The 24,296-nt window shown below is 57.3% G+C and carries 21 protein-coding genes; 11 read left to right on the plus strand and 10 right to left on the minus strand.

Going from position 1 to position 24,296, the window contains the following annotated elements:
* Nucleotides 1-12: 12 nt before the first annotated feature.
* The 9 genes from AC2FH6_RS13555 (at nt 13) to AC2FH6_RS13595 (ending at nt 10,932) form a co-directional block, all read left to right on the plus strand.
* On the plus strand, nt 13-765 hold the full coding sequence (locus AC2FH6_RS13555) for a sugar phosphate isomerase/epimerase family protein (RefSeq protein WP_496703123.1): 753 nt from the start codon (nt 13-15) through the stop codon (nt 763-765).
* Nucleotides 765-1,811 carry a LacI family DNA-binding transcriptional regulator gene (locus AC2FH6_RS13560; protein ID WP_496703125.1) on the plus strand — a complete coding sequence of 349 codons (1,047 nt, stop codon included), beginning with the start codon at nt 765-767 and terminating at the stop codon, nt 1,809-1,811. The genes AC2FH6_RS13555 and AC2FH6_RS13560 overlap by 1 nt, the downstream gene beginning before the upstream one ends.
* Nucleotides 1,812-1,833: 22 nt before the next feature.
* On the plus strand, nt 1,834-2,583 hold the full coding sequence (locus AC2FH6_RS13565) for a basic amino acid ABC transporter substrate-binding protein (RefSeq protein ID WP_142636138.1): 750 nt from the start codon (nt 1,834-1,836) through the stop codon (nt 2,581-2,583).
* A gap of 65 nt (nt 2,584-2,648) precedes the next feature.
* Nucleotides 2,649-4,295, plus strand: coding sequence for an amino acid ABC transporter permease (locus AC2FH6_RS13570; protein WP_496703127.1), 1,647 nt, complete (start codon nt 2,649-2,651; stop codon nt 4,293-4,295).
* A complete protein-coding gene (locus tag AC2FH6_RS13575; protein ID WP_496703129.1) occupies nt 4,292-6,256 on the plus strand; it encodes a beta-galactosidase in 1,965 nt (654 codons plus the stop codon). Before AC2FH6_RS13570 ends, AC2FH6_RS13575 begins: the two co-directional genes overlap by 4 nt.
* Before the next feature lie 141 nt (nt 6,257-6,397).
* Nucleotides 6,398-7,522, plus strand: coding sequence for an extracellular solute-binding protein (locus AC2FH6_RS13580; protein ID WP_496691368.1), 1,125 nt, complete (start codon nt 6,398-6,400; stop codon nt 7,520-7,522).
* Nucleotides 7,523-7,639: 117 nt separating this feature from the next.
* Entirely contained in the window at nt 7,640-8,752 is a 1,113-nt protein-coding gene (locus AC2FH6_RS13585; RefSeq protein ID WP_142636146.1) for an ABC transporter ATP-binding protein, read from the plus strand.
* Between the two features lie 12 nt (nt 8,753-8,764).
* On the plus strand, nt 8,765-9,685 hold the full coding sequence (locus tag AC2FH6_RS13590; protein ID WP_142636148.1) for an ABC transporter permease: 921 nt from the start codon (nt 8,765-8,767) through the stop codon (nt 9,683-9,685).
* Entirely contained in the window at nt 9,682-10,932 is a 1,251-nt protein-coding gene (locus AC2FH6_RS13595) for an ABC transporter permease (RefSeq protein ID WP_142636150.1), read from the plus strand. Before AC2FH6_RS13590 ends, AC2FH6_RS13595 begins: the two co-directional genes overlap by 4 nt.
* A gap of 27 nt (nt 10,933-10,959) precedes the next feature.
* Here the strand turns inward: AC2FH6_RS13595 and AC2FH6_RS13600 are convergent, their stop codons facing one another.
* From AC2FH6_RS13600 to AC2FH6_RS13645, 10 genes are all read right to left on the minus strand, one after another.
* Nucleotides 10,960-12,879: a beta-galactosidase gene (locus AC2FH6_RS13600; RefSeq protein ID WP_496703131.1), complete on the minus strand. Its 1,920-nt coding sequence runs from the start codon at nt 12,877-12,879 to the stop codon at nt 10,960-10,962.
* Complete coding sequence (locus AC2FH6_RS13605) at nt 12,876-13,736, minus strand: SMP-30/gluconolactonase/LRE family protein (protein WP_496703132.1); 861 nt, start codon at nt 13,734-13,736, stop codon at nt 12,876-12,878. The genes AC2FH6_RS13600 and AC2FH6_RS13605 overlap by 4 nt, the downstream gene beginning before the upstream one ends.
* Nucleotides 13,733-14,338, minus strand: a complete 606-nt coding sequence (locus tag AC2FH6_RS13610; protein WP_496703134.1) for a 2-dehydro-3-deoxy-6-phosphogalactonate aldolase — start codon at nt 14,336-14,338, stop codon at nt 13,733-13,735. Before AC2FH6_RS13610 ends, AC2FH6_RS13605 begins: the two co-directional genes overlap by 4 nt.
* Entirely contained in the window at nt 14,335-15,228 is an 894-nt protein-coding gene (locus tag AC2FH6_RS13615) for a 2-dehydro-3-deoxygalactonokinase (protein WP_496703136.1), read from the minus strand. Before AC2FH6_RS13615 ends, AC2FH6_RS13610 begins: the two co-directional genes overlap by 4 nt.
* Before the next feature lie 4 nt (nt 15,229-15,232).
* The gene (locus AC2FH6_RS13620; RefSeq protein WP_496703137.1) at nt 15,233-16,000 is read right to left on the minus strand and encodes an SDR family NAD(P)-dependent oxidoreductase; all 768 of its coding nucleotides are present in this window, start codon (nt 15,998-16,000) and stop codon (nt 15,233-15,235) included.
* Nucleotides 16,000-17,709, minus strand: a complete 1,710-nt coding sequence (locus tag AC2FH6_RS13625; protein WP_496703139.1) for an IlvD/Edd family dehydratase — start codon at nt 17,707-17,709, stop codon at nt 16,000-16,002. Before AC2FH6_RS13625 ends, AC2FH6_RS13620 begins: the two co-directional genes overlap by 1 nt.
* 24 nt (nt 17,710-17,733) lie before the next feature.
* On the minus strand, nt 17,734-19,074 hold the full coding sequence (locus tag AC2FH6_RS13630) for an alpha-glucosidase/alpha-galactosidase (RefSeq protein ID WP_496703141.1): 1,341 nt from the start codon (nt 19,072-19,074) through the stop codon (nt 17,734-17,736).
* A 22-nt stretch (nt 19,075-19,096) separates the two neighbouring features.
* Nucleotides 19,097-19,945, minus strand: coding sequence for a carbohydrate ABC transporter permease (locus AC2FH6_RS13635; RefSeq protein WP_142636166.1), 849 nt, complete (start codon nt 19,943-19,945; stop codon nt 19,097-19,099).
* Nucleotide 19,946: 1 nt separating this feature from the next.
* Nucleotides 19,947-20,870, minus strand: a complete 924-nt coding sequence (locus tag AC2FH6_RS13640) for a carbohydrate ABC transporter permease (protein ID WP_142636168.1) — start codon at nt 20,868-20,870, stop codon at nt 19,947-19,949.
* Between the two features lie 94 nt (nt 20,871-20,964).
* A complete protein-coding gene (locus AC2FH6_RS13645) occupies nt 20,965-22,224 on the minus strand; it encodes an ABC transporter substrate-binding protein (protein ID WP_142636170.1) in 1,260 nt (419 codons plus the stop codon).
* A 140-nt stretch (nt 22,225-22,364) separates the two neighbouring features.
* Here AC2FH6_RS13645 and AC2FH6_RS13650 point away from each other — a divergent pair, with 140 nt between their 5' ends.
* Complete coding sequence (locus AC2FH6_RS13650; RefSeq protein WP_496691361.1) at nt 22,365-23,171, plus strand: IclR family transcriptional regulator; 807 nt, start codon at nt 22,365-22,367, stop codon at nt 23,169-23,171.
* Entirely contained in the window at nt 23,168-24,226 is a 1,059-nt protein-coding gene (locus AC2FH6_RS13655) for an ABC transporter ATP-binding protein (protein WP_271948765.1), read from the plus strand. Before AC2FH6_RS13650 ends, AC2FH6_RS13655 begins: the two co-directional genes overlap by 4 nt.
* Nucleotides 24,227-24,296 lie beyond the last annotated feature (70 nt).

The following is a 24,296-nucleotide window of genomic DNA, read 5'->3' on the forward strand; positions in this document are numbered from 1 at the left end:
AGAACCGTGAAAATGCGAGTTTCAGCGCAGTTATACACAGTCCGGCAGGTTGGGGATTTGGCGGCCCAGCTTGACTTGGTGCGTGCCTGCGGGTTCACCGATATTGAAACGGTCGGGTTCCACGATCTTACCCCCAAGCAGGTTACCAATGAGGTTAGACAGGCTGGTTTCACCGTTCGATCGGCCCATTTTGACTGGGAAGAATTTGAAACACGGTTTGATGACATTCTTAGAATGCTTGAAGCTTTGGAATGCCCTGTGGCGGTCATGCCTTGGCTGTCGCCCAAGGCTCGGCCCGGCACCGCCGAGGGGTGGAAGGCAGTGTCGGGCCGGTTGGCGGAATGGGCTGTTGCCTTGTCGGCAAACGGTGTGCGCCTTGCCTATCATAACCACGATTTTGACCTTGTCGATCTTGGGCAGGGCTCGCCATTGGATATGGTCCTGTCGCATGAGACCATTGGATGGCAGCCGGATATCGGTTGGCTATATTCGGCGCTTTCTGACCCGGCTGCACTGCTGAGCCGTTATTCCGACCGGATCGTTTCCGTCCATACTAAAGACGTCGATCTATTGGCCGGGCAAGGCGACGAGCGCTGGCGAAATCTGGGGCAGGGGGTTGTGGACTGGCCTCTGGTCCTGCGTGTACTGGCTGACAGTCCCTGCGCTGACCTTTTTGTGGAACATGATGAAACTGCCGATCACGCGCAAACATTGCAGACGGGACATGACCTGTTGATGCGAATGCGCAGCGTTGAGGTGACATAGTGGCGCGCGCGACGATCAAGTCGATTGCAAAGCAGACGGGGTTTTCTGTCGGAACCGTCTCGAACGCGCTGCGTGGTGCCGAAACCGTCAAGAAAGAAACGCGGCAGCAGATTCAGTCTGCCGCCGAACAGCTTGGATACCGGGTCAATCTGGACGGGCTGAAGCTGCGGACAAAAAAGTCCTATCGCATCGGCGTTCTGGTCAGCGTGTCACCTGATTCAGATGAAGAATGGGAAGGCGTCGAATTCACACGCATTGTCGCGGGTATTTCGCGGGCTTTGAAAGGGTCGCGTTATGAGCTTGGCGTTCACAGCGTGGCGGGCCTGCAGGGAACGATGGCGACGCTGAAGGAAATCGTTCAGAACGGATTGGCAGACGGGGTGATATTCTCGGGTACGCGCCACGCCGATCCGCGCATTGCCTATCTGCAACAGAATGGTTTCCCCTTTGTCACCATGGGTATGAGCGACAGCGGCAGATCACATGCCTATGTCGATATAGACAGTCAGGCAGCAGGTCACGATGCAACGCAACGACTGCTAGCCTTGGGGCATCGCCGGATTGCCCTGGTGAACCCGCCGGATGATCTGGTTTATGCGACGCAACGTCGAACGGGCTATGCCCAGGCGTTCAGAGCGTCCGGTCTGGCCGTTGACCCGGCCCTGATCTTCAGCGGGCCTACGACCGCGCGAACGGGGTATAATGCCTTTGAAGTTTTGATGCGGCTATCCGACAGGCCAACCGCGATCATCTGCGCGAACGAAGCCATGACCCTGGGTGTGCTTTCTGCTGCCCATGCGGCGGGTGTTGAGGTCGGTCGCGAACTGACCGTGATCTCGACCGATGATCTGCAACTTAGCCGTTATTTTGTCCCTCCGCCCAGCACCTATTACGTCCCTATTGAGGAAACCAGTCGATTGCTGGGTGAGTATATGCTCAAGGCTTTGGACGGGGTTGACCCGTCCGAAACACAAAAAAAGATCAGGGCCATTTTGATCGAGCGGCAACCTGACACAGTCGCGCCGGAAGCGGCGCTAAACACCTGAACCAACAAAGGAGTAACCGGAGATGTTAAGAAACCTATTTGCCGCCGCCGCCCTGACCGCGCTTGCCGCGCCTGCTGTGTTTGCAGCGGATCTTGAAGGGCGCGTACTTAAGATCGGAACAGATGCCACCTATCCGCCCATGGAGACGGTCGATGAGTCCACGGGTCAGATTGTGGGATTTGATGTCGATGTCATGAATGCGATCTGTGAAAAGGTGAACTGCGTCCCGAATTTCGTAAATACAGCCTGGGATGGGATCTTTGCCGCGCTTCAGCAAGGGGAGTTCGACCTCGTGATCTCGGGTGTCTCGATCACTCCGGAACGCGAAGAGAACATGGATTTTTCCGAGCCTTATATCATTGTAAGTCAGGCCATCCTGCTGCAGGTCGATAATGCCGACATGACGTTGGACGACTTCAAGGCGGGCGGTCAGAAACTGGCCGCGCAGACCGGCACCACCAATGCCCAGCTGGCCGAAGAGCTGGTCGGACGCGAGAATGTCAGCCTGTATGACAATTTTTCGGCTGCGATTCTGGCTTTGCAGAATGCTGACGTACAGGGGGTAATCATTGATGGAACCTCGGCATCGGCATATGAACAGGAATTTGCCGGGGAATTGGCTGTAGGCATAACAGGCCTTCAGTCTGATCCACTGGGTATTGTGTTTCAGGAAGGCGACGCAACCGTTGACGCCATAAACGAAGGGCTGGCCGCCATTCAGGCTGACGGTACGATGGACGCATTGGTTGCCAAATACTGGGGCACTGATTGAGCCGTTGAAACCCTTTCTGACCCGGCGGGAAAACCTGCCGGGTCACGCATAACCCGAGGGACGCCATGATCCGCCTAAGCTCGATCCGGCCGAGTAATCTTGTTTTGCTCGCCGCTGCCCCGTTCATCATCTACCTGTTTGCCTCATCCTCGAAATATCTGAGGTCATTGGTTGCCATTTTGGGGATTGGTGAAAATGCGGGGCCCATTTTTGTTGGGTTTCTTCTGATACTGGCTGTGGCCATATTGGCCTATCTCTCGGCGCGCCACATCCGGTTTCAAACGATAGCGCCGAACTGGTTGAGGGTTGCGGCGGTTTTGGCAATCCCGGCCTCGGTCGGGTTGGCGATCCTTGGACTTGTCCAGCCTCAGGTGCTGATGCCCTTTGCGGAATCCGTCTTCTTTAATGCGCTCAGCGAAAACACGTCTGAGTTCATTGACCGATCTTCGCAACCTTGGGTCTTGTTCCCCGAGATCGTCGCAAAGGTGCAAATGAGATTACAGGCCCTGCTGGTAGGGTTTGCGATGGTGGTTGCGGTGATCCCTCTTACGGCCCGTTTCCCACAATCCATGAAAGTCTATGTTCAGATTGGACTCGAACTGCTGACCGGGCTGGTTTTGTTTTACCTGATGTTTCTGGCGCATTGGCAATTTGCGACCGGGGTCGCGATAACGTTCCGTGCAGCGATCTTTGCCTATATCTTTGCGGCCATTATGGGTCTGGTCTGGGTCGGTTTGCAGTCCTTCAAGCCCAAAGCTCGGACAACCGTTGTCTATGGGTCCATCAGCCTGACACTATTGGCCGTGTCGGCGTTCTTTTTTATGCAACCAAAGGTGAGCTTTGTTCTGGTTGGCAGTACTGAAGCAAGAATTGCCATTGTTCGGGGTACGCCGCAGGCCCAGGCGGATTTGATCCGCTTCGGAGAGTTCGACGGAGGTGAAGGCCAACAGTATCGCATTCGCAGCGCCCCCGATGCCGTCTCTGCACTGGATCAGATTACAACCGTCGACAGCGTATCTGGTGCTTTTGTTCCGGCTGGCGTTCATACGCAGGGCTATCCGGTGATCTGGCAATCCAGTTTTCTGCCAGACAAGTTTCGTAACCCGGCGCTGACTTTTGCGGTTTTTGGGTTTTTGCTTCTGACACTGACGGTCGGAGGCGCACAGCACAAGCTGCATCCGCTGGCTGTAGGGGCCGAGTTTTTTGTCGATACCATTCGCGGCATTCCAATGCTGGTCATCATCCTCTATATCGGCTTGCCGCTTGCCGGTGCGGTCAAGGATGCGACAGGTGGCGGCATCGACATGACCAACATGACTCGCGGCATCATCGCCATTTCCATAGGGTATTCGGCCTATATGGCCGAGATTTTCCGATCAGGGATTGAGGCCATCCCACGAGGTCAGATCGAAGCAGGCGGCTCGCTTGGGCTGTCCCGCTGGCAAACTGCCCGGCTGATCATCCTGCCGCAGGCGTTGCGCATCGTGACGCCGCCTTTGGGCAATGAGTTTATCGCGATGATTAAAGATACCTCATTGCTGTCTATCCTGTCGGTTCGCGACATGACCCAACGCATGCGCGAGTTTCAGGCCTCAAGTTTTCTGCCCTTCGCGCCATTCAACACAGCGGCGATCCTCTATGTCGTGGTGACGCTTGGTTGCGCTAGTTTCCTCAAATGGATCGAACGCCGCAGCGCACGGGTAAACCGATGAGCAGGCTTGAGCTGGGCGTTTGCTATTACCCCGAGCAATGGGACAAATCGCTGTGGCGCGACGATGCTAAGCGCATGGTCGATATGGGATTGGATTGGGTTCGGATTGCTGAATTCACCTGGGGCCTGATCGAGCCGGAAAGAGGCCGGTTTGAATGGGGCTGGCTGGACGAGGTAATTGGAATTTTGGGCGATGCCGGTTTGCGCGTGATGATGTCGACGCCTACGGCTGCACCTCCGAAATGGCTAGTGGATGACTGCCCTGAGATCCTGCCAGTGGGGCCGGATGGCCGGGTGCGTGGGTTCGGGTCGCGCCGACATTATTGTTTTTCCAGCGATATCTACCTGACCGAGGCCCGTCGGATCACCACGGAATATGCCCGTCGATATGGCGAAAATCCATTTGTTCGTGCCTGGCAGATCGACAATGAATATAACGATCACGATACGGTTCTGAGCTATTCCAATGCCGCTCGCACCGGTTTTCGCAGATGGTTGCAAGACCGCTATGGCACGATTGAGGCGCTTAACCGAACATGGGGGACAGTGTTTTGGGGGTCGCTCTATTCCGATTTTGATCAGATCGAACTGCCTATAAGTTTGGTGGCCAGCCCGAACCCGACCCATGCTCTGGATTTTGCCCGCTATTCTTCGGATCGGGTGCGGGATTTCAATCGTGCTCAGGCGGATATTCTGCGCAGGTTTGCGCCGGGGCGCGATATTACCCATAATTTCATGGCAGGCAGCTTTGAGTTCGACCATCACGCTGTTGCGGCGGATCTGGATGTAGTCGGTTTTGACAGCTATCCGCTTGGCAACCTGTTGGGATCGTCGCTGTCTGATGAAGACAAACGTCGATACCTGCGAACAGGCGCGCCGGACTATCAGGGGTTTCACTGCGATTTGTATCGCAGCCAGGGCAGGGGCCGAATGTGGGTTCTGGAACAACAGCCCGGTCCGGTGGACTGGGCCGAAAAGAACCCCTCACCTGCGGATGGGATGGTCAGGCTTTGGACTTGGGCCGCTTTTGCCCACGGTGCACAGGCAGTGATGTTCTTCCGATGGCGTCAGGCGAAGTTCGCGCAGGAACAATTCCACACGGCGCTTCTGCGATCGGATGGCAGCCCGGATCAGGCTGCGCTGGAACTGGCGCAGGTTGCACAAGAGCGTGCTGCCCTGCCGGAAGTCACCCGGCAGAAGGCAGCTGTGGCAATTCTGTTGGATTACGAATCCATTTGGGCTGCAGATATCCTGCCGCAAGATGACGCATTCCCGAATGCCGGGATTTTCCGGGTTTGGTATGCTGGCCTGCGTGCATTGGGGGTCGATCTGGATTTCGTTGGTCCCGATGATGATCTGACAGGGTATTCATTGATCGTATTGCCGCAAAACATGATCATCTCGCCCGATCTGGCAAAGAGATTGCACCACAGCCAGGCCAAATTGCTGATCGGTGCCCGTGCGGGCAGCAAGACTGTGGACATGTGGACCCCTGAAAATCTCGCTCCCGGAGAGTTGGCCGATCTTGCAGGGATAAAAGTCATACGCGTCGAATCCCTGCCGGATCTGGCGGGTGAATCCGTAAGCCTCGAGAGCACCGGAACCTTTGATTTTAAGGGCTGGCGGGAAGTCATCGAGACCGAAAATCAGGTAATCGCGCATTTCGTAAGTGCTTACAGGGCTGGCAGTCCGGCGATTGTGCAATCGGACCGGGCTTTGTATCTGGCGATGATCCCCAACGGGCCGTTGCTACGGGCGATCCTTATTAAAGCGCTGACATGGGCGGGCCTTCCGATACGGGAATGTGACCCGGACCTTCGTGTTACACAGCGGGGTGACCTCGGCTTTGCGTTCAACTTCGGGGCTGCCGCACAGGTTCTGCCGGATGACGAAAATCGGCAATATATTGTTGGTACTTCAGAAATCCCATCCTATGGTGTCTCAGTCTGGAAGTGGAAGTAAACCAGAGCTTGCGGACATGATTGCAAACTGGACCTATGAATTCTGCAAACTGTCCCTTTTGGACTGACAGCTTTGCAGCAACCCTCTAGCCTGTGATTGCATAACAATAGGACTGAAAGTCCAACTATGGGAGAATCGAATATGGCCGAACGGAAAAACCTTTCCAGACGTACTATCTTGAAGAGCGCAGGGGCGGCAGCACTTGCTGCACCGCTTTACAGCAAAAGCGCGCTGGCGTCCTCGGGTGAGATCAACATCTTGATGTGGTCCGATTACCTGCCACCAGCATTCTTGCAGGAATTCGAAACACTGACCGGAATCAAGGTGAACTATACCGGTATCGGGTCGAACGAAGAAATCATCAACAAGATGAAGGCCACCAAGGGTCAGGGTTTCGACATCGTGTCGCCGACCAATAACCGGTCTTTGCAGTGGGAACCGCTTGAGCTGTTGCAGCCTTTCGACATGAACAAGGTTCCGATTGATCTGGTGAACCCGGCGATGGCAGCGATTGGTACAGATGCCTGGAACTTTGGCGATTCCGGTGTGCATTGGTTGCCACATATCTGGGGAACTGAAGGCATCGCATATCGGACTGACCTGTGGCTGCCTGAAGGTGACGCGCCGTCCTATGGCGACGTCTGGTCCGAAGCAAACGCAGGTAAGACCATGGGCCGCGCGCACTCGATGATGCTGGGCGCAGGCCTGTACATGGAGCGCGCAGGCGAGATGGAGCCCGGTTCCGTCTGGGCCGCCTATGGCGACGAAGATACCATGCGCAAGGTTTGGGGTCAGATCGCAGATTGGTGCATCGAACGTAAGAACCGCATCAAGCTGATCTGGAACGACGCCGACACACAGAAGAACGGTCTGTTGAACGAAGGCGTGATTGTTGGTCAGACATGGGATGGCCCGCCGCTGGCACTTAAATCTGCAGGTGAGCCTGTGCATTATCAGGCTCCGGTTGAAGGGGCGATGGCCTGGGTTGATGGTATGGCAATTCCAACAGGTGCTGCCAATATCGACCAGATCTATGCCTTCATCGACTTTGCCTACCAGGCCAAACCGGCCGGTGTTGCGATCGACAGCCACGGGTACAACTCGCCCGTTCTGGGTGCCGACCAATATTCGGGCGACACCTACAAGAAGAACTTCGCCGAAGCCTATCCGGGCGACTCGCTGGCCAACCTCAATCCGTGGCCGGCCGAAGCGCCCTGGTATGCGGAAACCCGGACCGAGTTCGTCAACAAGTTCAAAAGCGCCTGATAGCTTTTCAAAAAAGTGCCCTCCGCCAAACGCGGGGGGCTCCCAACCCGCACGCCACTGCGTGACGGAACCCATTTGGGTGCGCACCACCAAGCGCATCAATCGGAGATACCAAAAATGAGTGCAGGGGTCGGTGTAGATCTTGAAAACCTGTGGATCCGTTTCGGCGATTTTGTCGCGGTGCGGGACGCAAATGTGAACATAAACGGGGGCGATTTCTTTTCGTTCCTGGGACCATCCGGTTGCGGCAAGACAACGATTTTGCGCGCTGTTTCGGGGTTTCTGGACCCCAGCGAGGGTAAGGTTCTGATCGGTGGTAATGACATGCGCGGCATCGGGCCCAACAAGCGCCCGACTGCCCTGATCTTTCAGAACCTCGCGCTGTTCCCCTTGATGAAAGTCTGGGAAAACATCACTTTCTCGATGGAGATCAAAGGCGCCAGCGCGGCCGAGCGCCGCAAGCGGGCCGATGAGCTGTTGGACATGATCGCGCTGCCGGGACAGGGTGACAAGCTGCCCAGCGAACTTTCGGGTGGTCAGCGTCAGCGCGTGGCGATTGCCCGCGCCCTATGTGCCGAACCCGATGTACTGCTGCTGGACGAACCGCTTTCGGCGCTGGACCTGAAGTTGCGCCAGCATATGCGCACCGAGCTGCGCGAGATTCAGAAGCGTGTCGGTATCACCTTCATCTACATCACCCACGACCAGGGCGAAGCGCTGACCATGTCGGACAATATCGCCGTAATGCGTGCAGGAGTGATCGACCAGATTGCCGATGGCAAGACAATTTACAATGACCCCAACACGGCTTTTGCGGCGTCGTTCGTTGGCGAAAACAACGTTTTCCGCGGCAAGATCAAGCAAGTCATGGGAGATGAGGCGCTGATTGCAACCAACCGATCCGGCGATCTGGTTGCACGGATTTCCACTGTAAATCAGGGTAAGCTGAAAGAAGGCGATGACGCGATGATGTTCATTCGCCCCGAGGCGCTGGCGATTGCACCGGACGGTGCAGTGGGCGACCATTTTGTAACCGCCCGCGTGAACCATGAAGAATTCGAAGGTAACGCCTTCAATATTTTCACCGAAGGCGATGGCGGCAAGGAAATTAAGGTATCGCTGCCCAATCTAGGCCAATCTTTCGATGACCATACCGGGCAGACCATCACGTTGGAATATCAGACCCATAATGCGGTTCTGGTTCCAGCGGGTGAGCTGGCCGCGGAATAAGGGGATAAAAATATGCCCCATTTTCTGAAAGAATTCTTCAACCGCAACGGCACCGGCATGGGATTGATGATACTGGGTTTGGTCCTGTTCTGGACCATCGGCCTGATCATCCTGCCGCAGCTGTCGATGCTGGATTTCTCATTCCGGCCAAACCTGCCCCCGCCCGAGATCGGGGGGCCAAAGGATGTCTATACGCTGGAGAACTACAAATACCTGATCTATGGCCCGGAAGGCGGCAGCCAGGACTATAACGCCGTCGATCTGAGGGTGTTTTTCCGCACCCTTCTGGCCGCGGTATGCGTTACGATTTTCAACCTGATCCTGTGCTATCCGATCGCCTATTATCTGGGTCAGTCCAAGGGCAGTCACATCCGCATCTTTGCGATCATGCTGATCATCCCCTACTGGATCAATGAGATCCTGCGCGCCTTTGCCCTGCGGATCATCTTTGGCGAAACCGGTGTACTGAACACGCTGTTCACTGGGCTGGGGGTCTGGGATATGCCGTTTGATTTCATCCGCAATGACATCGCGCTCTATGCCGGGCTGGGCTATGCCTATATCTTGCTGATGATCTTCCCGATGTATAACGTCATAGAAAGTCTGGATAAAAACCAGATCGAGGCGGCGCGAGATTTGGGAGCCCCCTGGTGGCGTATCCATTGGCGCGTGGTCATTCCCTATGCCAAGCCAGGGATCAGTTCGGGCTGTACTATGGTGTTCATGCTGTCCGCGGGTGCGCTGGCCGCGCCGCAAATTCTGGGCGGGCCGTCCTCCCTGTGGTTCACGCAGCTGATCTATCAGCAGTTCAACGACAACAATGACTGGCCGCAGGGTGCCGCCTACGCCATCGTTCTGCTGGTGACCTGTATCTTGTTCGTGCTGGCCGTTATGCGCCTGTTCAAGGTGAATATGGGGGATATCGGGAAATGAATTTGTCCTTCCTCCGTGTAAGCATTTGGGTCTACCTGGTGCTGTTCTTCCTGTACCTTCTGGGTCCGCTGGTGATCATGTCGGTCACGGCCTTCAACTCGTCCGAATTCCCAAGGATGACACCGTGGGAGTGTCTGACCTTCCAGTGGTTTGGCGAATTGTTTCAGGACCAACGTATCCTGAACGGCATCAAGAACTCACTGATCATCGGCGCCGGAACGGTGGTTCTATCGGTGGCGATGGGTCTTGCGGGCGCGCTGATGCTGACGCAGATCTGGCCAAAACTGCGCGCGACCTACTATACGGTCATCATCGCGCCGATCCTGATCCCGGGCGTTGTTCTGGGTATCTCGACACTGGTGTTCTGGGACCGGATCAACCGGATGTTGGGCTTGGGTGCCGACAGTTTCCTGTCAAACGGGATATTCCTGACGGTGATCGGCCAATCCACCTTTATCGCCAGCTATTGCATGCTGGTGCTGGTGGCACGGTTGCAGCGCTATGATATGGCGCTGACCGAGGCCGCGCTGGATCTGGGTGCAACCCATGCTCAGGCGTTCCGCAAGATCATGCTTCCGTTCATGCGTCCGGCGATTGCCAGCGCGGCAGTGCTGGCGTTCTTGGCCTCGTTTGAGAACTACAACACCACCACCTTCACCTTTGGTGAATACCCGACGCTGACCATCGAACTGGCGCAGAAGGTGCGCTATGGCATCACGCCCTCGATCTCGGCGCTGGCCTTCATCATCGTGGCGCTGACGGTGTTCTTTGCCCTGCTGAACGAGGCCAAGCTGAAGCGACAGGAACTGGTGGCTGCTGCACGCAAGAACGCCACGGTCGAGGAACTGGCGGGCAAGATCAAGCTTCCCAGCTTCTTTGCCGGGAACCTTGCTGCGGTTCTGCTGGTTGTCTTTGCGGTTGCCACGATCACTGTGGTCGGAACCGCAACCGCCTACAATCCGGCTCAGTGTGTCGCAGATGTCAAAGAGCAAAAGCGCCTTGAAGCTGATCTGCGTATTCAAGAGCTGCGCAAGCAGCGCGAAGAACAGCGCAAAAAGCGCGAGGCGGAAGCGGCTGAGCAAGAGGGAGAGGGTGCGCAGGAATCGGCCCCGAAACCCTCGAATAACAGCGGTTTCGGCAATGTGTTTGCGCCGAATACTCTGGGTGACGAAGAAGAGGATTCTGGTACTGAAACGCCTTCGGGCAATGGCGGTGCCTTTGATCCCAACAGTTTGCAGGCGAACTAAGCGCCTCGCAGTTTGCGCCCGCCGAGGTTACCCCTCGGCGGGCGTGTCATTTTCCTGAATGAACACATCACAGGCTTCGATCATCCGGCCGTTCCATTCAACCGGCGCCGAATTGTAGTTGATCAGGAATGTATGCCCGGCCGTCTGGCGCCGCCGCAGACCCTGAGGCATCGGATGCAAGGCAATGCCTGTCCGAGCAGCGGCCATGCTGATCACGCGAGCCCATAACGTGTCATCCGGGAACCCGGCCAGATACCACATGTGGTCGGTTCCTTTCAGGGCAGGTGTTCCGTCTTGAAATGTCAAAAGGTCCGGGGCCTTTCCTGACAGGCGGTCGACCCAGTGACGGGATGCGCCGCCACCATCAACTTCCCGGGTCACCTGAGGGGGCAGGGTTTCCACAAGAGCGACAGTGCAATCCAGTGCAGTCAGCCCAGGGCGACCAGTTGCGGGTATTTGAAAGTCCTGCGTGATGGCGCCAGAGCGCGGGCCCAGAACAGCCAGATCACAACCATCGGTCAGGCGTTGTTCCAGATCGGGACCAATGGTCGCCAGACCCGGTGCAAGGATCACCTTATATCCCGCCATTGGGATGTTATCCGCAGGCAGGAAATCCACTGACAATCCAGCCCGGCGCAGGGCTTGGTAGGTTGAAAAGACCAGTTTGAAATAGTCGAACCCAGCCCCTTGAGGTTGCGTCGCCCAGGCCCAATCCGAGGCATAGTCGAACAGGATCGCGACATCCGTTCGGGCCTGTGTGATTGCTCCCAGCCCGGCCAGATCATCGGCGGTTTGGCGTGCCTCGGCCAAAGCCGGGGCAGAGCGGTTGTCCGGCGTCAGCAGTCCTGCATGCATCTGTTCTTGCGCAAAGGGCGCCTGCCGCCAGCGGAAATAGCTGACCACCTCGGCCCCATGCGCCACGGCCTCAAGCGACCACAGGCGCACCATACCGGGCAGAGGTGCAGGGTTGTAAGGGGCCCAGTTCACCGGGCCGGGTTGCTGTTCCATCACCCACCAACGCCCGCGCCCCACAGCGCGATACAGATCGTGATGAAAGGCCTGCATGTCGGGATCGCCTTGCTGCAGAAAGGCCGACTTATGTGCCTTATCCGCCTCAAGCCGGTCAGATAGAAACCCGATCGGATAGCTGTCCCATGTGGCGATATCCAAATCGGTACCCACTGCGAAGTGGTCGAAATCCAGCACACGCCCCATGTAATTGTGCAGCAAAGGCGCATCGGTCAGGGGCCGCAGCACTTTGACCTGTGCCCTGTTGAAGGCCACCACCTGATCTGAACTGAACCGCCGGAAGGCCAGAACATGGGCCGGGTTGGGTTCTGTCACTGTCAGGTTCGGCAGGTCGATCTGATCAAACCTGTCATATTCCATTGACCAGAACACATTTCCCCACGCTGCATTCAGGGTTTCAATCGTGCTGTATTGACCTTCCAGCCAGTTTTGAAATGCGTGTAGGGCGGGTTGGCTATAGCTGACAGTGGTGTCGTGGCAGCCATATTCATTGTCGATCTGCCATGCTGCGACATGCGGGTTGCGCCCATAGCGTTCGCCCATGACACGTGCGATCCGAACGCATTCTTCGATATACCCGGTGTGGCTAAAGCAATAATGTCTGCGAGAGCCGAACTTGCGCGGCTGACCCTGCGCATCCACGGCAAGCATGTCCGGGTGTTTGTCCAGCATCCAGCGTGGCGGCGTCGCTGTTGGCGTGCCCAGCACCACTTTCAACCCGGCAGAACCTAAGGTTTCGATTGCGCGATCCAGCCAGTCGAAGTGCAGATCGTCCGACGTGGGCTCCATCCGGCTCCAGCCGAACTCGCCTATCCGCACCCATGTCAGGCCGGTTTCGACCATACGTGCTGCATCGTCCGCCCACATCGCCTCTGGCCAATGTTCGGGGTAATAGCAAACGCCAAGTTCGGGATTCATAGGATGACTCTGTGCTCTGCCTGACCTTTGCCTGCGTCGGGCGCGGCAAAGGTCATTCCGTTGGTAGGTTGGGTTTCAATCTGTGCCGCATCCAGCCCTTGGCGAGCGGTGGTGCAGAACAGCGTTGTCAGGTCTGGCCCGCCAAAAGCCGGGCACGAGGCATGGGCCGCGTCAAAACCGAACGCCTTCAGGAACCGACCCTCAGGCGAGTAAGCAGCCACGCGGTTGGCGCCCCATTGGGCGATCCAGATATTTCCGCTCGTATCGACCACTGCTCCATCAGGGTTCAGCTGGTCTTTGGTAAGGTCGAGGAACACGGTGCTTTGGCCTTCTGGCCACCCGGTTTCCGGGTCCAAACTCCAGCGCATGACCTGTCTGGTGACCGTGTCGGTGAAATAGGCGCAAGAGCGATCCGGCGCAAAACAGATGGCGTTCGAGATCGTGACATCCGGCACCAGCCGCCGCAGTTCTCCGCGCCAGAACCGATAGATGGACCCAGCGCCGGGTTCGGCGTTTTTGCCCATGGTGCCGATCCAGAAACCGCCCCAGGGATCAGCGCGGCCATCGTTGGAACGGGTGACCGTATCGTCCGCCTCTAGATGGGTGACCAAGCTACGCTCACCGGTTTTCAGTTCAAAGCGCCACAGCCCGGTCTCGGAAGCCATCAACAGCGTGTCCCTATCCACCCAGCCTGCTGCTGAAACATTTTCCGGGAACTGCCAGCTTTGCTGCTGCCCGTCCTTCTGGGTCATCAGGCGGTTTCCGGTGATGTCGAACCAGAATAGCTGCGCCCGTTCCGGGTGCCACAAAGGCCCTTCGCCCAGATCGCAGGGACGGTCGTCAAACACCACACTCATTGGGCGGCCTTGTCATAGGCCAAGACGATCTTTCGCGCGCGCTCTGCAATGTCGGCAACGGCCATTCCCGGTTTATACAGGGCCGAGCCGATCCCGAACCCGTCCGCCCCGGCCTTGAGCCAATCGGCAAAGTTTTCGGGGCCCGCCCCGCCCACAGCAAAGACCAGCGCGTCTTTGGGCACGATCGGGCGTATTGCGGCCAGGCCCGAGGGCCCCGCCATCACGCCCGGAAACAGTTTGAGCCCGGTTGCCCCTGCCCTGAGCGCGCCAAAGGCCTCGGTCGGGGTATAGACGCCAGGCCAGCTTTGTATGCCCAGTTGGATCGTCTGCTGTATCACCTCAGCGTCGAAATTTGGCGAGACGATCAGCTTGCCGCCGACCCCGGCCACCGCATCAACCTGTTCGATGGTCAGGACGGTTCCGGCGCCGATCAATGCGCGATCGCCGAAACGTTCCGCCAGAATGCCGATGCTGGTCAACGGATCGGGTGAGTTCAGGGGCACCTCGATCCGGTCTATGCCCGCGTCGATCAGGGCATGCCCGACTTCGGCGGCCTCGGTGGGTTGCAGACCGCGCAGAATTGCAATGATAGGACGGCTCATGCGGTTTGCCTCGTCAGATTTCGGGCCTGCAAAAGACCTGCCAATGTAGATTGCGTGCTGTCGGCTATTTCAACAAATGCACCCTGCTGTTTCAGCGCGATGGCATAGATTTCCGAGAGGCTTTGGTCCCCGATAATGGCAATCTGCTGGCCCAACCAATAGGGACGGGACGCGGCCAGTTCCGCTCCGATCAGGTATCCCGACAGACGCGCACGTGCGACACCGGAGCCCTGACCCTGCAGCAGATCAGTGGCCCGCAGGCCGAAAAGGCGCGCGGCAAGTTGTTCCGGTCGGGACAGGGCATCCGCCACAGCCTCGGCAAAAGCCGCGTCGTCCCAGCCTTCGCTGACCGTATGTTTTAGGACGGATTGATTGCTGAGCAATCCGAAGATTTCGCCTGTCATGAATGTGCGGAAGCTGACGACTTCATCCGCGCTGACCTGTACCCATTTGGTATGCGTTCCGGGCAGGCAAATGATGCCGTCCCAGTTTGGCCGGTGGGCCAGAAAACCGGCGATCTGTGTCTCTTCTCCGCGCATGACATCGGGGGGGCTTGTTTGCTTTAGCCCGGGTACGACAAAGGCGCGGATACGGGGATCTGTTGCCGGAACGCGGACAGGTGCAACGGAAACAGGAACCGAAGGTACAGCGGAATATGGTGCCTCAACCCAGCCCTGACGCGCACCCACCATACCGCAGGCGACCACATCCATGGCGGCATCGCCAAGCCAGCCCTCGATCAGGTCCAGCAATGCTTTTTGAAACCCATCCCGGGGAATTTGGTCCATGCCGCTTGCGGACTGAGCCTGGTCCAGAATGGTGTCACCTTGCATTGCCCATGCCCGCAGATGAGTTGTTCCCCAATCAACAGCGATCCATTCGATTGTCATGTTCTCATCCTGTTACTACAACACCGCCATCAACGGCCATGCATTGCCCGGTCATGGCGCGACTGGCTTCCGACGCAAGAAACAGGGTCGGTGCGATCATATCCTCGGGCGTCAGGTGGTCCTTTAGGCATTGGCGTTCCAGATGTGCGGCCAGATCTTCTGGCGTGGCCCACATGTCCAGCTGTTTCTGTGTCAGAACCCATCCGGGGGCCAGCGCATTAACGCGGATTTTCTGCGGGCCAAGCTCGCGCGCCAACGACCGGGTCATCCCGGTGATCCCGGCATTTGATGTCGTATAGATCGGATAACCGGAATTACCCATCATATAGCTGATCGAGCTGAAATTGATGATTGATCCGCCCTTGTCTTGCATTTGACGTGCGGCTTCTTGGCAGGCAAAGAAATACGCCTTCAGATTCACCTCGATCATCCAGTCCCAGAATTTGGGCGTGGTTTCGTCAAGCGAATGGCGTTTGTCGTTGGCGGCATTGTTGATCAGCACACCAAGGGGGCCATGGGCCTCGGTGGCTTTGGCCATTGAGGCGCGCAGCAGGTCGGTATCTGTCATGTCGCCTTGCAGAAACAGCGGCCCGCGCCCGTGCTTGGCGCGCATCTCATCAACAAAGGCACTGGCGTCGGAGCGCCCGATAAAGGCGACCTGTGCACCCTGCGCCAGAAATCCGTCCGTTAAAGCGGCCCCGACACCAGAACCACCTCCGGTGATAAAGACGGATGCACCGTTCAGGTCGTGGAAAGTGGCGGGTTGGTCCATCAGTGGCTCTCTCTGGTCACAAGGCGGGTGTCTTTGCCGACAAGAAAATCCAGGTCCGCACCCTGATCGGCCTGCAGGACGTGGTCTATGTAAAGCTTGGCATAGCCGCGGGAGTAATGCGGAGCATCCGGTTGCCATGCGGCGCGTCGGGCGTCCAGTTCAACTTGGTCAACCAGCAACTCGAGCGCGCCCTTGCTAGCGGATACACGGATACGGTCACCGGTCTTGACCAGCGCCAGCGTGCCGCCCGCCTGGGCTTCGGGGCTGACATGCAGGATGACAGTGCCAAATGCCGTGCCGGACATCCGTGCGTCCGAGATACGGATCATGTCGCGCACACCGTCCTTCACCAGCTTGGCCGGGATCGGCATATTGCCAACCTCGGGCATGCCGGGATAACCCTTGGGTCCACAGCCTTTCAGCACCAATATGGTCTCGGGCGTCACCGGCAGGTCATCCCTGTCGATATTGGCCTTCATATCTTCGATGCTTTCGAAGACATGGGCCACAGCCTCGGTCTCCAACAGTGCGTCCGTGGCCGCCGAAGGTTTCACAATGGCCCCGTTCGGCGCCAGATTGCCGCGCAGCACACGCAGGCCTGCGGCAGGTTTTACTGGGTCGTTGAAGGGACGGATAACATCGCGGTTGAAACATTCTGCACCTTCGTAATGGGCCGAAATATCCTTGTTCAAAACCGTTTTGGCAGGTCGTAGGAAGGGTTTGAGTTCGTTTAAAACCACAGGCACGCCACCTGCATAGCAGAAATCCTCCATCAGGTATTGGCCCGAGGGCATACAGTTCACAAGCAGCGGGATATCCGACCCGATCTCAAAATCCTTCAGTGTCAAGTCGATGCCTACACGACCGGCCAAAGCCAGCAGATGCACCACGGCGTTCGTCGATCCGCCCACGGCAGCATTGGCCAGAATGGCGTTTTCAAAGGCTTCTTTGGTCAGAATGTCCGAGGGTTTGAGGTCTTCATCCACCATCTCGACAATCCGCTTACCCGTCAGATGCGCCAGCGCCATTCGGCGAGCATCTACGGCGGGTAGCGCGGCGTTGGTGGGCAGGCTCATGCCCATCGCTTCGACCAGGGATGCCATGGTCGACGCGGTGCCCATGGTCATGCAGACACCGGCGCTGCGCGACATGCCGGATTCAGCACTCATGAAATCCTGCAGGGTCATTTCCCCGGCGCGCACGGCTTCGGAAAACTTCCATACATCCGTGCCCGAGCCGATATCCTGTCCGCGATACTTGCCGTTCAGCATCGGGCCGGAACTGACAACGATGGCGGGCAGATCGACCGAGGCGGCTCCCATAAGTTGCCCCGGCGTAGTTTTGTCACAGCCACCCAGCAGAACCACGCCGTCAATCCCATAGGCGCGGATGGATTCTTCGACATCCATGGCCAGTAGGTTGCGAAACAGCATGGCGGTGGGCTTCATCTGGGTTTCACCCAGCGACATGACCGGGAATTCGACCGGGAAGCCGCCAGCCTCCCACACGCCGCGTTTGACGCCTTCGGCCAGATCGCGCAGGCCGGAATTGCACGGCGTCAGTTCGGACCATGTATTGCAGATGCCGATAATGGGACGCCCGTCAAAGGCATGGTCGGGAAAGCCCTGGTTCTTCATCCAGGACCGGTGGATGAAACCATCCTTGTCCAGCTTGCCATACCAATGCTGCGAGCGGCGTTTTTTTGTCATTATTGTCAGCCCTTTAATATTTGGTCATGCCGCTTTGGCCGGTTTGCACCAGCCTGGCAACCAATCCGCATGCGCGATCAAAAGATCGCTGACCAGATTGCGGATCTGTTGCAGGTCGAGCTCGGCGGCTGTGTGTGGGTCCATCATGGCGGCGTGGTATATGTATTCGGGGTTCTGGTCGGTCAGCGCCCGCACAGTCAGTTCCTGCACGTTGATCTGGGTGCGCATCAGCGCAATCAGCTGCGGTGGGATGTCGGTCACGACCGAGGGTTGCACCCCGTTGCTGTCCACCAGGCACGGCGTTTCCACAGCAGCCCCCAAGGGCAGTTGCGGGATCTGGCCGGTATTGGGCAGGTTGCCATAGGCGGTGTAGGGCATATTGGTCACGATGGCGTTCATCAGATCCGCCGCGAATTCGTGGCTGCGACATACCTCTACCGCCCGCCCGTCGGTCAGGGTTTTTGCCTGTTCCTTCCAGTCCTCGACCTGCTCGACGCAGCGGGTGGGGTATTCATCCAGCGGGATCGAGAACTGCTCGATCAGATCGTCGCGCCCATCCTTGATGAACCAGGGCACATATTCGGCCAGATGCTCCGAGCTTTCGGTGCAGAAATAGCCCAGATGATCCATCACTTCGTATCGGACCTTGTTGGGGCAGCGTGGCATCAAAAGGGGCGGTTTCGGCAGTTGTCCACCTGCATATCCCTGTCGGAGCGCAGGATAGAGATCGCGGCCCTGATGCTCGAGCTTGAGGAAGAAAGCCACATGGTTGACGCCTGCGACCTTATAGCGAAACTCCTGCTTGGGCAGCTCCAGATCATGGGCCAGTTCCTCGACCGTGTTTTGCACCGAATGGCACAGTCCGACATGTTTCAATGTCGGAAACCGTTCGGCCAAAGCCCAGGTGTTGATCGCCATCGGGTTCACATATTGCAACAGCGTCGCGTTGGGGCAGAGCTGCATCATGTCCTGCGCCACGTCCCACAGAACCGGAACGGTGCGTAACCCGCGCATGATCCCGCCCACGCCCAGCGTATCGGCGATGGTTTGACGCAGGCCATATTGCTTGGGGATCTCGAAATCAGTCACTGTACAGGGGTCATACCCGCCGATCTGAAAGGCGGTAATCACGAAATCCGCCCCCTCCAATGCGGCGCGCCGATCGGTATGGGTGGTTATGGTAGCCCCCGTGCCGACCGAGCGCACCATGGCGCGGGCCACGGATTCGCTCTCAGCCAGGCGCTGTGTGTCGATATCCATCAAGGCGAAATGGCTGTCGGCCAGGGCGGGGGTCAAAAGGGCATCGCCCACGATATTGCGCATGAAGATCGTGGAACCGGCCCCGATAAAAGTGATTTTGGTCATCAGGCAAACCTTTAGCTTGATGTTATTTTACGGCACCGAGTGTCAGGCCCGCGATAAAATGTTTCTGCATCAGGAAGAACATGGCAACCGGCGGCAGCGCCGCGACAATGGAACCGGCACTCATCAGCTGATAGGCGGCGCGGAACTGCGCGTTAAAGCTGGTGATCCCTGCGGTTACAGGCTGGCTCTCAGCACCTTGCGTCAGCACTACTGCCCAGAAATAGTCGTTCCAGATGAAGGTAAAGATCAGCACACTGAGCGCCGCAATGGCGGGCTTCATCAGCGGCAGCACCACGTACCAGAAGATACGCCATTCACTGATCCCTTCGACCCGCGCCGCCTCGATCAGTTCAAAGGGCAGGGCGCGGATGAAATTCCGCATGAACAGGGTGCAAAACCCGGTCTGGAACGCGATGTGAAACAAAACCAGCCCGGTCTTGGTGTTGTACAGGCCCAGGTCCAGCGTCAGGTCGCGCACGGGCACCATGAGGATTTGGAAAGGCACGAAATTGCCCGCTACGAACAGGAAGAAGATCCAAAGGTTCGATTTGAATTTGTAGATGCCGAGTGCAAACCCCGTCATGCTGCTGAGCGCGACGCACCCGATGACCGTGGGAACGGTGATCAGGAAGGAATTCATCAGATAGCGCGGCATATCCGAATTGAAAAACACCTGCCCATAGTTGAATGCGCCCTCAAAGCTGGACGGCATCCCCCAGTAGTTGGCATTGGTGAAATCCGCGGCGGGTTTGACCGAGAACAGGGCGACGGCCAGCAACGGCCCGAGCCACAAAAGCAAGGCCAGCGGCAGCAACGCCTGATAGGTGATCTGCGCTGCACGAGGTTGTTTTTCGATTGGCTTGGGAAACATCTCAGTGCCCCCTTTCTTCGCGGTACATTGACCACAGGAAATAACCGATGAAACACAGCATGATCAGGAACAGGATCACCGCGATAGCTGCGCCATATCCCATGCGGAATCCGTATTCGGACAAGGCGACCTCGAACATGTAATAGGCCAGCACGCGCGATGATCCGAACGGACCGCCCTGTGTCATGATTGAGATCAGGTCAAAGCTGCGAAGCGCGCCAATGATGGTGACGACAAAGGCAATGAAGGTGGCAGGGCGCAATTGCGGCAGGATGATATGCCACAACATCCGCCAGCTCTTGGCACCGTCCAGCCGCCCGGCTTCGATCTGTTCGGGGTCCACAGCGTTGAGGCCGGTCAGGTACAGGATCATGCAATAGGCGGTTTGTGGCCAGAGGCCAGCAAAGATGATGCCATAGGTGACGAAACGCTCGTCGCCCAGCACGTTCACCGGGCCCATGCCAAAGAATCCGAGGAATTCGTTCAACAGGCCGAATGTGGGGTCATAGAACCATGTGAACACTAGGCCAACAACTACCTGAGAAATCACGAAGGGGAAGAAAAACAGGGATTTATACAGGCGGATGCCCCAGACCGTCTGGTTCAGGAACAGCGCAATGAACAGACCCGCCGGAATCGCCGCCAGATAGAGCAGCAACCAGATCAGGTTGTTTTTGAGCGAGATGTAAAAGGCGTCCCGGTCCGACCATTCCCAGTACAGGTCTTCATAATTGCGAAATCCGACATATTCGGCAGCCCCCAGGCCGTCCCATTCGTAAAGCGACAGGTTGAAGGACTGAAAGACCGGAATGATCACATAGACCATAAAGAACAACAGGCCTGGGGCCAAAAATAACCAGGGCGCGATGCGCTGTTGGTTTCGGTGGAACCAGCTTTCTTGTTCGTGGGTATCGACGGCGGTCATGGGCGTCCCCGGTTCTGGTAGGCGGAGTAAGGCGGGTTGATACCCGCCTTACGCAGGTCATGGCTCAGGATGGGCTTTGCCAATCCTGACCGGTTCAGTTGTCGTAGATGCGCTGACGCGCCCGTTCGAGTTTGGCCAGGATTTTGTCCGCATTGTCTGGCTTGACCATGAATTCCTGGAAGCCTTCCATCGACGCTTTGGCCATTTCTGCCGGTGCGTCGCGGTCCCAGAACTGGGCGACTCCGCCCGGGCTGTTTGACGACAGCATGGTAAAGCCCTGCTGCAGGAACTTGTCGGCATCTACCGAGGACTGAGCATTGACCGGCAACTGGCCGAGATTCGAACCATTGTTGATCTCGGTCTGTTCATCCGCAGACACAACGAAGCGCAGGAATTCACGGGCGGCTTCTTTGTTCGCCGCGTTTGACGGGATGTGGAACGTGTCGGTCGGTGCATCTTCGGCCAGTTCGACATCGGGGTTGATGGCAACAAACTGGTAGAAGTCCAGCTGGTCGTCACTCAGGCCCGCCTCACGCAGTGGCGCCACGGCGAAGTTGCCCATCAGATAAGCCGCCGCATCACCGTTGACCATAAAGGGCAGAGCTTCTTGCCAGCTATAGGTCTGGTGGTTGTCGATGAAGGCACCCATATCGATCAGCTGTTTCCAGTTGGCGAAGGTCTGCTTGACCCGGTCATCCTCCCAGCTGATTTCACCATTGGCCAACTGGTTGTGGAAGTCATAGCCGTTGGTGCGCATGTTCAGGTAATCGAACCAGCCACCGGCAGTCCACAGGAACTTGGTGCCGATCGTATAGCAGGCGCGACCGGAATCGACGATCTTCTGGCAATTCGCCAGCTCTTCTTCCCAGGTTGCGGGCTCGGTCAGGCCCAGCTCGTCAAAGATGTCTTTGCGATAATAAACGCCCCACTGATAGTAGGTATAGGGCACGCCCCACTGTTTGCCGTCGATCGTCATCGCACCTTTGGTTGAGGCCAGATTGTCCGCAATCGCAGGTTCCGCCCACAGGTCCGAGACGTCTTCGAACAGGCCAGCCTCGACATAGGGTTTCATCCGATTCGCCGCGTACCACGTGGCGACATCCGGCGTATCCGCAGTCAAGAAGTTGCGGATCTGGGTTTTGTAGGCCTCGCGGTCGATCACCGTTGTCTCGATGGCCAAATCCGGATGCTGTTGCTGAAATCTGTCGATCATTGCTTCCATCGTGGCCCGGGGTGCCGGGTTCGATGTGTCCAGGAATATCCGCAATTCGCCGGTAAGCTCGGCAGAGGCGGGAACAGCAAGTGCAACGCTCATGGCCAGCGCGGCCGTGGTGCGCTTGTAGATGGAATGCATGGTTTCCTCCCTTAGCTTCCATTTTAGTTCCATATATTGGAACTTAGTTTTATATGTTGAAAACTACACATCGACTCGGTTAGTCTTGTCAAGACCCTCGTGGCTGCGGCCGCAGGTTAATCGGAGGAGACAGAGCGCCCGTGGCAGGTGATGGAACGATAGGGAAAGCATGTGACGTGCTGGATCAGGTGGCCGCGTTTCAGCGGCCAATTCGCTTTGCGGAACTGCTGGAAAGCAGCCGCTTTCCCAAAGCAACGCTGTATCGGTTTCTGCAATCCCTTACCAATCAGGGGATGTTGTCCTATGACCCGGATAGGCAGACCTATGCGCCGGGTTTGAGGCTGGTTCGGCTGGCCCATGCGGCGTGGACGCAAAGCTCACTGGCGCCGATCGCAAGGCCGTTTCTTGATACGCTCAGCGGTGAAACGGGCGAGACTGTGCATCTGGCGCAGCTTGATTCTGGTCAGGTTCTGTATGTCGATAAGCGCAATGCTGCCCAGCCGGTTGAGATGTATTCACAGGCGGGCAAGGTCGGACCGGCCTATTGTACAGGTGTGGGCAAGGCGATGATGGCCTTTCTGGACGAGGCTGAGCTGAACAAGGTGATCTCACAGCAAAGCTTTCACCGGTTTACGGATAAGACCTTGGCCTCGGAAGCTGCGCTGCGGTCCGATCTAGAGCTGATCCACAGCCGGGGCTACGCCCTGGACGATGAAGAACACGAGACGGGGATCATTTGTGTTGCCTGCCCGATCCGAACGCCGGGCGGGCGGATGCTGGGTGCAATATCGGTGACCGGCTCGACCGAGCGGATGAATTTCGACCAGCTCGAGGCTTGGATTCCCCGCGTGCGCCGGGTGGCCGAACAAATCGCGGCCGAAGCTCAGGCCTGGCGGTTCCCTGAAACACGCCCCGATGGCCAGAAGGACAGGATACAAGCGACATGACCGGAGTAACTCTGAACCAAACGATCAAACGTTACGGCCAGACGCAGGTGATACACGGTATCGACCTCGAAATTGAGGATGGTGAATTCTGTGTCTTTGTCGGCCCATCGGGATGTGGAAAATCCACTTTGTTGCGGATGATCGCAGGGCTTGAGGAAACGACCGAAGGCCAAATTCACATCGGCGCGCGCGAGGTGACACATCAGGACCCTGCGAAACGGGGCGTGGCGATGGTGTTCCAGACCTATGCCCTGTACCCGCATATGACTGTGGCCGAGAATATGGGGTTTGGCCTGCGGATGAACGGCGTGGCCAAAGCCGAGATCGACAGGAAGGTTCAGGAAGCCTCGGGTATCCTGAAGCTGGACCAGTACCTGAAGCGCAAACCCAAGGCCCTGTCGGGTGGTCAGCGCCAACGCGTTGCCATCGGTCGTGCGATTGTGCGCGGCCCCGAGGTGTTTCTGTTCGATGAACCTCTGTCCAACCTGGACGCCGAATTGCGCGTTGAGATGCGTGTGGAAATTGCCCGGCTTCACAATGAAATTGGCGCGACCATGATCTATGTGACTCACGATCAGGTCGAGGCGATGACCATGGCCGATAAGATCGTGGTGCTGCGCGATGGTCGGATCGAACAGGTCGGTGCGCCGATGGATCTGTATCGGGATCCAGATAACAAGTTTGTAGCAGGGTTCATTGGCTCGCCTGCCATGAATTTTCTGGATTGCGACATCGTTGATGGTCAGGTGACTCATCCGGCGATCACTCAGCCTCTGCCCGTCCCAGCATCGGTTCCTTTGGGTCTGTCTCGGGTCACGCTGGGTATCCGCCCGGAACATATTCAGGTTGATCGTTCGGGCGATACCTGCACCGTTGATCTGACCGAGGCGCTTGGCGGCGTCAGCTATTCCTATTTGCTGACATCGAATGGCGACAAGCTGATCGTTGAAGAGCGCGAAGACGAGCGCAGTAAGCAGGGTACACGCATTGGTATTTCGATCCGCCCGGAACGCACCATGCTGTTTGATCCCGAAACCGGCCTGCGGTTGAGATAATCGCCGTTTAGACAGTCAAAAACACCCGCGTCAGACGAAAGGTCCAACGCGGGCTTTTTGCGTCGAATTA

Source organism: Ruegeria sp. CDSC045 (assembly GCF_059610725.1).

Excerpts from the sequence above, each read along its gene's own strand:
- AC2FH6_RS13620 (WP_496703137.1), bottom strand. The coding sequence starts at position 16,000 with ATGGACCAACCCGCCACTTTCCACGACCTGAACGGTGCATCCGTCTTT.
- AC2FH6_RS13655 (WP_271948765.1), top strand. The coding sequence starts at position 23,168 with ATGACCGGAGTAACTCTGAACCAAACGATCAAACGTTACGGCCAGACG.
- AC2FH6_RS13640 (WP_142636168.1), bottom strand. The coding sequence starts at position 20,870 with ATGACCGCCGTCGATACCCACGAACAAGAAAGCTGGTTCCACCGAAAC.
- AC2FH6_RS13635 (WP_142636166.1), bottom strand. The coding sequence starts at position 19,945 with ATGTTTCCCAAGCCAATCGAAAAACAACCTCGTGCAGCGCAGATCACC.
- AC2FH6_RS13600 (WP_496703131.1), bottom strand. The coding sequence starts at position 12,879 with ATGAATCCCGAACTTGGCGTTTGCTATTACCCCGAACATTGGCCAGAG.
- AC2FH6_RS13565 (WP_142636138.1), top strand. The coding sequence starts at position 1,834 with ATGTTAAGAAACCTATTTGCCGCCGCCGCCCTGACCGCGCTTGCCGCG.
- AC2FH6_RS13625 (WP_496703139.1), bottom strand. The coding sequence starts at position 17,709 with ATGACAAAAAAACGCCGCTCGCAGCATTGGTATGGCAAGCTGGACAAG.
- AC2FH6_RS13580 (WP_496691368.1), top strand. The coding sequence starts at position 6,398 with ATGGCCGAACGGAAAAACCTTTCCAGACGTACTATCTTGAAGAGCGCA.
- AC2FH6_RS13575 (WP_496703129.1), top strand. The coding sequence starts at position 4,292 with ATGAGCAGGCTTGAGCTGGGCGTTTGCTATTACCCCGAGCAATGGGAC.
- AC2FH6_RS13610 (WP_496703134.1), bottom strand. The coding sequence starts at position 14,338 with ATGAGCCGTCCTATCATTGCAATTCTGCGCGGTCTGCAACCCACCGAG.
- AC2FH6_RS13615 (WP_496703136.1), bottom strand. The coding sequence starts at position 15,228 with ATGACAATCGAATGGATCGCTGTTGATTGGGGAACAACTCATCTGCGG.
- AC2FH6_RS13555 (WP_496703123.1), top strand. The coding sequence starts at position 13 with ATGCGAGTTTCAGCGCAGTTATACACAGTCCGGCAGGTTGGGGATTTG.
- AC2FH6_RS13645 (WP_142636170.1), bottom strand. The coding sequence starts at position 22,224 with ATGCATTCCATCTACAAGCGCACCACGGCCGCGCTGGCCATGAGCGTT.
- AC2FH6_RS13630 (WP_496703141.1), bottom strand. The coding sequence starts at position 19,074 with ATGACCAAAATCACTTTTATCGGGGCCGGTTCCACGATCTTCATGCGC.
- AC2FH6_RS13590 (WP_142636148.1), top strand. The coding sequence starts at position 8,765 with ATGCCCCATTTTCTGAAAGAATTCTTCAACCGCAACGGCACCGGCATG.
- AC2FH6_RS13595 (WP_142636150.1), top strand. The coding sequence starts at position 9,682 with ATGAATTTGTCCTTCCTCCGTGTAAGCATTTGGGTCTACCTGGTGCTG.
- AC2FH6_RS13570 (WP_496703127.1), top strand. The coding sequence starts at position 2,649 with ATGATCCGCCTAAGCTCGATCCGGCCGAGTAATCTTGTTTTGCTCGCC.
- AC2FH6_RS13585 (WP_142636146.1), top strand. The coding sequence starts at position 7,640 with ATGAGTGCAGGGGTCGGTGTAGATCTTGAAAACCTGTGGATCCGTTTC.
- AC2FH6_RS13605 (WP_496703132.1), bottom strand. The coding sequence starts at position 13,736 with ATGAGTGTGGTGTTTGACGACCGTCCCTGCGATCTGGGCGAAGGGCCT.